A 6145-nucleotide genomic window follows, 5' to 3' on the forward strand; every position below is an offset into this window, starting at 1 on the left:
TGCCTAAAACAAAAATAAGGTGTAGAGTTATAGAGATAAGTCGTAGAGTCTTTTCTTAAGTAAAAAAATAAAAAAAAGCTTGACACTTTACATAACAGACACAGAGACGCAGAGAAAAAATTAAAATTTATTGGTAACTATTCAGCCACAGATGGAGACAGATGAAACACTGATTTTATTTTTTTATCCGTGGTAATCCGTGTTAATCAGTAGCTGAATAGTTACGAATTGTTGTTATCTACTGATGATACTGGACATCATAAAGATAGGTAGATACATACAAATAACAATTGTTCCAACTACTACACCTAAAACAACAATTAAAAGAGGTTCGATTAAAGAGGCTAATGCAGAAACAGTCATATCTACCTCGCGGTCATAGTAATCTGCTACTTTCATTAACATATTATCTAAGGCACCGGTTTCTTCTCCAACTGAAACCATTTGAATAACCATTGGTGGGAAAACACCACATTCTCGTAACGGGTCAGTAATTCTTTCTCCTTCTCGTATAGAGCTTCGTGCACCCATTACGGCTAATTCTACTATTTTATTACCAGAGGTTTTGGCGACTATTTCTAATGCCTCTAAGATTGAGACACCGCTTCGGACTAATGTTCCTAAAGTTCTGGCAAATCGAGATACGGCTATTTTGCGAAAAAGCGTTCCAAAGACAGGTAATTTTAGACATAATGAATCAAAGGTTATCCTGCCTTTTTCTGTCTTGGTAATTAGCAATCTAAGAATAATACCGATTATTATTGCTATTAAAACCATCCAGGGAAGATAGTGTCTCAGTAGTCGAGAAATATTAATCAGAATTTGTGTTGGCAATGGTAATTTTGCGCCAAAACTCTCAAAAACACCTTCAAAAGCAGGAATAACAAAAGTTAATAAGAAAATGACAATACCTGTTGCCACGAATGAAACGACAGCAGGATAAGCCATCGCTGTTCGCACCTTCCTCCGCAATGTTTGGACGGATTCTAAATATGACGAAATCCTTTCTAAAACTTCATCCAGCACACCACCTGATTCACCTGATTTAACCATACTTGTGTATAATTGATTAAATACACCTGGATGTTTACTCATCGCAATTGTAATTGATGCCCCTTTCTCGATATCTTCTCTTATCGTCATAATTATTTTTTTAAAATTTTTATTTTCAACCTGGTCAATTAGAACATTTAAACATTGAACGATTGGTATCCCTGCATTTATTAATGTAGATAACTGACGGGAGAATAAAACTAAATCCTTTAATCCAACTCTCCCCAGCGCGGTTACACTAAACTTATTTAATAGTTCTATAATAGGATTAGCCTTTTCCTCTTCAGCGGATATAACCATTAAATGTTGTTGTTTAAGTCTTAATATGACGGAGCGCTGTGATTCAGCATCAATCGTGCCTGTTACTAATCCTCCACTCATATTTCTTGCTTTATAAGTATAAGTTGGCATTTGTCTTTTTCCTCCTGAGATTTGCTAAATGGTAACTGGTGAATGGTAATTAGTTACCAATTACCAGTTACCAATTAACCCATTATTTACTTTTAATTTCGTGAAGCCCTATATATTTTCAGAAGACAGACAAGAGGTCAAAAAAGAAATTTCTGACTTCTGTTCTTAGTCCTTTAATATCCCATTCTTGCAGTTCTTGATGTTCCTAAAAGTTGTTTTAAACTTTCAGGTTCTGGGGAATAATTTAATGCATCTTCATAGGTAATCAATCCCCGATTATATAATTCTACTATGGACATATTCATTGTTGACATTCCATATTGTTTTCCAGATTGCATAAGGGTGTATGCTTGATGTATTTTCCCATCCCTGATTAAATTCCGTATTCCAGGAGTAGCAATTAACACCTCACAACACAAAGCCCTTCCTTTTCCCATGGCGTGAGGTATAAGTACTTGAGAAAATATCCCCTGGATAACAAATGATAGTTGAGCTCTAACCTGTTGTTGTTGATGAGCAGGGAAGACATCAACAATTCTATTTATCGATTGAATAGCATCTGGTGTATGTAATGTAGCAAAGACTAAATGACCTGTCTCGGCAATAGTCAATGCCGCCGCGATAGTTTCTAAATCACGCATCTCACCTACTAAAATAACATCCGGGTCCTGTCTTAACATATATTTTAATGCATTGGCAAAAGTCTTTGTATCAGAACCTACTTCTCGTTGACAAATAACAGAACTTTTATGTTTATGAAGGAATTCAATTGGGTCTTCTACCGTAATAATATGTTCTTTTCGATTAGTATTTATATAATCAATAACCGCGGCCAGTGAAGTCGATTTACCACTTCCAGTAGGTCCTGTGACTAATACTAATCCTGCTGGTAATTCAGCGACATCTTTAATTATTGGTGGAAGATTTAATGATTCAAATGATGGGACATCATTTGGGATACTTCTTAAAGCCGCACCCACTGTCCCGCGCTGACGAAAGACATTCATCCGTATCCTGCCTACATCCTTAACCCCAAAGGATAAATCTAATTCATATAGTTCTTCAAATCGCCTTTTATGTTCATCGGTTAAGACACTATAAATTAATTGTTGACAGGTATCTGGAGTAAGTTTTTCACAATCTTCTACTGGTGCCAGAACTCCATCAATTCTTAATTGTGGTGGAGCACCTATCACTAAATGTATATCAGATGCCTCCCTATCTACCATAAGATGAACTAAAGACTCCATACTATACATAATTTTATCTCCTGCACTGGTAACTGGTGATTGGTAATTGGTGACTGGTAACCATTTAACCACTTACCATTTAACCAATTACCAGTTACCATTTAACCAGTTACCAGTTACCATTTAACCAATTACCAGTTACCATTTAACCAATTACCAATTATGTTGTTGGAACAGAGGTTCCATATTCAATACTTTCTTCAAAGGTTAATCTTAACATTTCTTCTAAAGTGATTATTCCGCGGATTACTTTTCTTAATGCCGATTCTCTTAAAGAAATCATTCCCATCTCTTCTGCTAATTCTTTAATTGTTTGTGCCGGTTCACGGTTCAAAATAAGCTGGCGAATATCATCATTAATAATCATTACTTCATATACACCAATTCTGCCTTTGTAGCCAACATTATTACATCTATCACAGCCTCTACCGCGATATAAAGGAAATTTTTTATCTCCTTCAACTTTAATTCCTACACTCCGCAAGGTCTGCGTGGATGCTTCATAAGACTCTTTACATTCTGGACATATTTTTCGAACTAATCGTTGAGCAATACTTAACAAGATAGTGGATGAGATTAAAAATGGCTCTATTCCCATATTAAGTAATCGAGTTACTGCTCCTGCGGCATCATTAGTATGCAAAGTAGAAAATACCAGATGTCCAGTTAAAGCGGCATTGATGGCTACTTCTGCCGCCTCACGGTCTCTTATTTCACCTACCATAATAATATCAGGGTCTTGCCGTAAAAAATGCCGCAGTCCATCTGTAAAATCTAATCCTATTTCTGTTCTGACCTGAACCTGACTTATTCCTGGCAAAAGATATTCTATTGGGTCTTCAATTGTTACTATATTTTGATCCTCTGAATTTATCGTTCTTAAGGTCGAATAAAGGGTGGTAGATTTCCCACATCCTGTTGGTCCTGTGACCAGGATAATTCCATGAGGTGCACGGATATATTTTTTATAAAGTGGTAATACCTTTGGTTCAAAACCTAACTCATCTAACTCTAAACACAGATTACTAGCATCAAGGATTCTTAAAACTGCTTTTTCTCCATAAGCCGTTGGAATAACTGATACACGGAAATCTATATCCCTTTTTTCATACCGAACTTTAAATCTACCATCTTGTGGTAATCTATGCTCGGCAATATCCATTCCTGCCATAATTTTTATTCTTGAGATAATTGCATTTTGAAATCGTTTAGGTGGAGATGGTATTGTATATAACACGCCGTCAATTCTATTACGCAGTCGAACGGACTTCTCTTGTGGTTCAATATGTATATCTGATGCTCTTGATTTGATAGCATCGACTAATATATAATTTACTAAATCAACAATGGATGGTTCTGTCCCTTTCTTTACTAAGTTACTTAAATCTTCCTCCTGGATAACTACCTCTTCTTTAATTACTTCTACCTCATCTTTTTTATGCTCCATCTTTTTAACCAAATCATCCATAGAGATAAGTTTGCCATAATATTTTTCGATGGCATTTCTTATTTCTCTTTCCGTGGCAACAACTGTTTTAATTTCACACCCAGTTCGTGACCTTATTTCGTCAATGGCAATAACATTTAGAGGGTCAACTAAAGCGACAACTAATGTATTGTCCTTTTTACTTATTGGTAGAGTTAATTCCCGTCGCATAATATTTTCGGGTATAATATTTTTTACGCTCAGTTCAATTTTATCTAAATCTTTTGCCTTTACTCTGGGTATTTTTAATTCTCGTGAAAGGAAATCTGCAATATCATCTTCCTTCATAAGACCTAATTCTACCAGGATACACGCCAATCTATCTCCTCTTTTCTTCTGGACCGATAGCGCCTCATTAAGCTGGGTATAATTAATAATTCCTCGTTCAACTAACATTTCGCCAAGTCTAAGTTTTTTCCTTCCTGTTTCTGAAGAAGTAATTTCCTCTTTCTTTTTTTGCATAATTTCTTTTTCCAAGATTTTTATTCACCCCTTTATATCATCAACCTTATTTTATTATACATTATTAATATCGGAATGTCAATTAAAAAAATTAAGTTTTTTTTAATTTTGGTATAAAAAAAGATTGACACGGAATAGAAAATATGCTATACTAATCCATTGGTAGTTTAATTACCAATCAACACTCAATTCCTGAATCCCTGATTTAATCAGGGACAGGAACAGGTTTTATGTGAGAGTGTTGTGCTAAAATGGGGCTTCACGAAATTATAAAGTAAGTAATCGGTTAAATGGTAACTAATTACCATTTACCAGTTACCAATTACCAAAAGAAAGGAGGTGAAATAAAATGAATAAACGGTTACTATGGTTAACGGCTGTGATGGTAGGAAGTTTGACTTTTGGAGTTCAACAAGCCAGCAGTTTCGAAGATGCGAATGATTCTCCACTCTATAAATCCACTTTAAAGTCAGCCTTACAGTTCAACAATACTGGAATTGTTGTTGTTCAAGCTAATGAACCAGAACCACAATTTCCAACTCAGGAACCTGTCAATACCAAATGTCCTGTAGAAAGGACTAAATGTCCTATAGGATACACTCGCTGTCCAGAAGCAGAAACAAAATGTCCACCAGTGATGACTAAATGTCCGGAGATGAAAACCCGATGTCCAATTGTAGAAACAGAATGTCCACCGTGTAATATCACTCAAGAACCAATTAACACCCAATGTCCTGTAGAAAGGACTAAGTGTCCACAACTGCCTACTCGCTGTCCAGAAGCAGAAACAAAATGTCCACCAGTGATGACTAAATGTCCGGAGATGAAAACCCGATGTCCAATTGTAGAAACAGAATGTCCACCGCATAATATCACTCAAAAACCAATTGACACCAGATGTCCGGTAGAAAAGACTAAATGTCCACAACTGCCTACTCGCTGTCCAGAAGCAGAAACAAAATGTCCACCAGTGATGACTAAATGTCCGGAGATGAAAACCCGATGTCCAATTGTAAATACACAATGTCCCCCGCATATAAAGACCACCTGTCCGATGATAAGGACGAAATGTCCAGAAGAGCAAACCAAATGTCCAGTGATAAGGACGAAATGTCTAGAAGAGCAAACTAAATGTCCAGTAATAAAGACAAAATGTCCAGTGATAAGGACGAAATGTCCAGAAGAGCAAACTAAATGTCCAGTGGAAAAGACTAAATGTCCAGTGATTCAGACAAAATGTCCCTCACCATGTCCAGTGACAACTCCAAGATAGACAATAAAAAGGGGAATTAAGACAAAAAAAAGGGGCAATCTTCCAATGAAGGGGAGATTGCCCTTTTTTTTGGTGGTGTCTTAATCTAGCATAGAGGTTGAAATAGTGTAAGAAAAGGAGATATGGGGATTATGGAGATAAGGAGATATTATTAAAAAAATTGAAATTAGTAGAAACTAATAGAAATTTATGGAAATTTGTTGTTTTCCA

4 protein-coding genes are annotated in these 6145 nt (G+C 36.0%); 1 reads left to right on the top strand and 3 read right to left on the bottom strand.

Going from position 1 to position 6145, the window contains the following annotated elements; genetic code table 11:
* Positions 1–234: 234 nt before the first annotated feature.
* From AB1414_13665 to AB1414_13675, 3 genes are all read right to left on the bottom strand, one after another.
* A complete protein-coding gene (locus tag AB1414_13665) occupies positions 235–1464 on the bottom strand; it encodes a type II secretion system F family protein (GenBank protein MEW6608469.1) in 1230 nt (409 codons plus the stop codon).
* A gap of 173 nt (positions 1465–1637) precedes the next feature.
* Positions 1638–2723, bottom strand: a complete 1086-nt coding sequence (locus AB1414_13670; protein MEW6608470.1) for a type IV pilus twitching motility protein PilT — start codon at positions 2721–2723, stop codon at positions 1638–1640.
* A 151-nt stretch (positions 2724–2874) separates the two neighbouring features.
* Positions 2875–4662 carry an ATPase, T2SS/T4P/T4SS family gene (locus AB1414_13675; protein MEW6608471.1) on the bottom strand — a complete coding sequence of 596 codons (1788 nt, stop codon included), beginning with the start codon at positions 4660–4662 and terminating at the stop codon, positions 2875–2877.
* 349 nt (positions 4663–5011) lie between these two features.
* Here AB1414_13675 and AB1414_13680 point away from each other — a divergent pair, with 349 nt between their 5' ends.
* Entirely contained in the window at positions 5012–5935 is a 924-nt protein-coding gene (locus tag AB1414_13680; GenBank protein ID MEW6608472.1) for a hypothetical protein, read from the top strand.
* Positions 5936–6145 lie beyond the last annotated feature (210 nt).

This window comes from bacterium, from assembly GCA_040755795.1.
In the GTDB taxonomy this organism is placed as follows: domain Bacteria; phylum UBA9089; class CG2-30-40-21; order CG2-30-40-21; family SBAY01; genus JBFLXS01.

What these genes read in the sequence shown, in the direction of transcription:
- AB1414_13670 (MEW6608470.1), bottom strand. Translation starts at nt 2,723, where the DNA reads ATGTATAGTATGGAGTCTTTAGTTCATCTTATGGTAGATAGGGAGGCA.
- AB1414_13665 (MEW6608469.1), bottom strand. Translation starts at nt 1,464, where the DNA reads ATGCCAACTTATACTTATAAAGCAAGAAATATGAGTGGAGGATTAGTA.
- AB1414_13675 (MEW6608471.1), bottom strand. Translation starts at nt 4,662, where the DNA reads ATGCAAAAAAAGAAAGAGGAAATTACTTCTTCAGAAACAGGAAGGAAA.
- AB1414_13680 (MEW6608472.1), top strand. Translation starts at nt 5,012, where the DNA reads ATGAATAAACGGTTACTATGGTTAACGGCTGTGATGGTAGGAAGTTTG.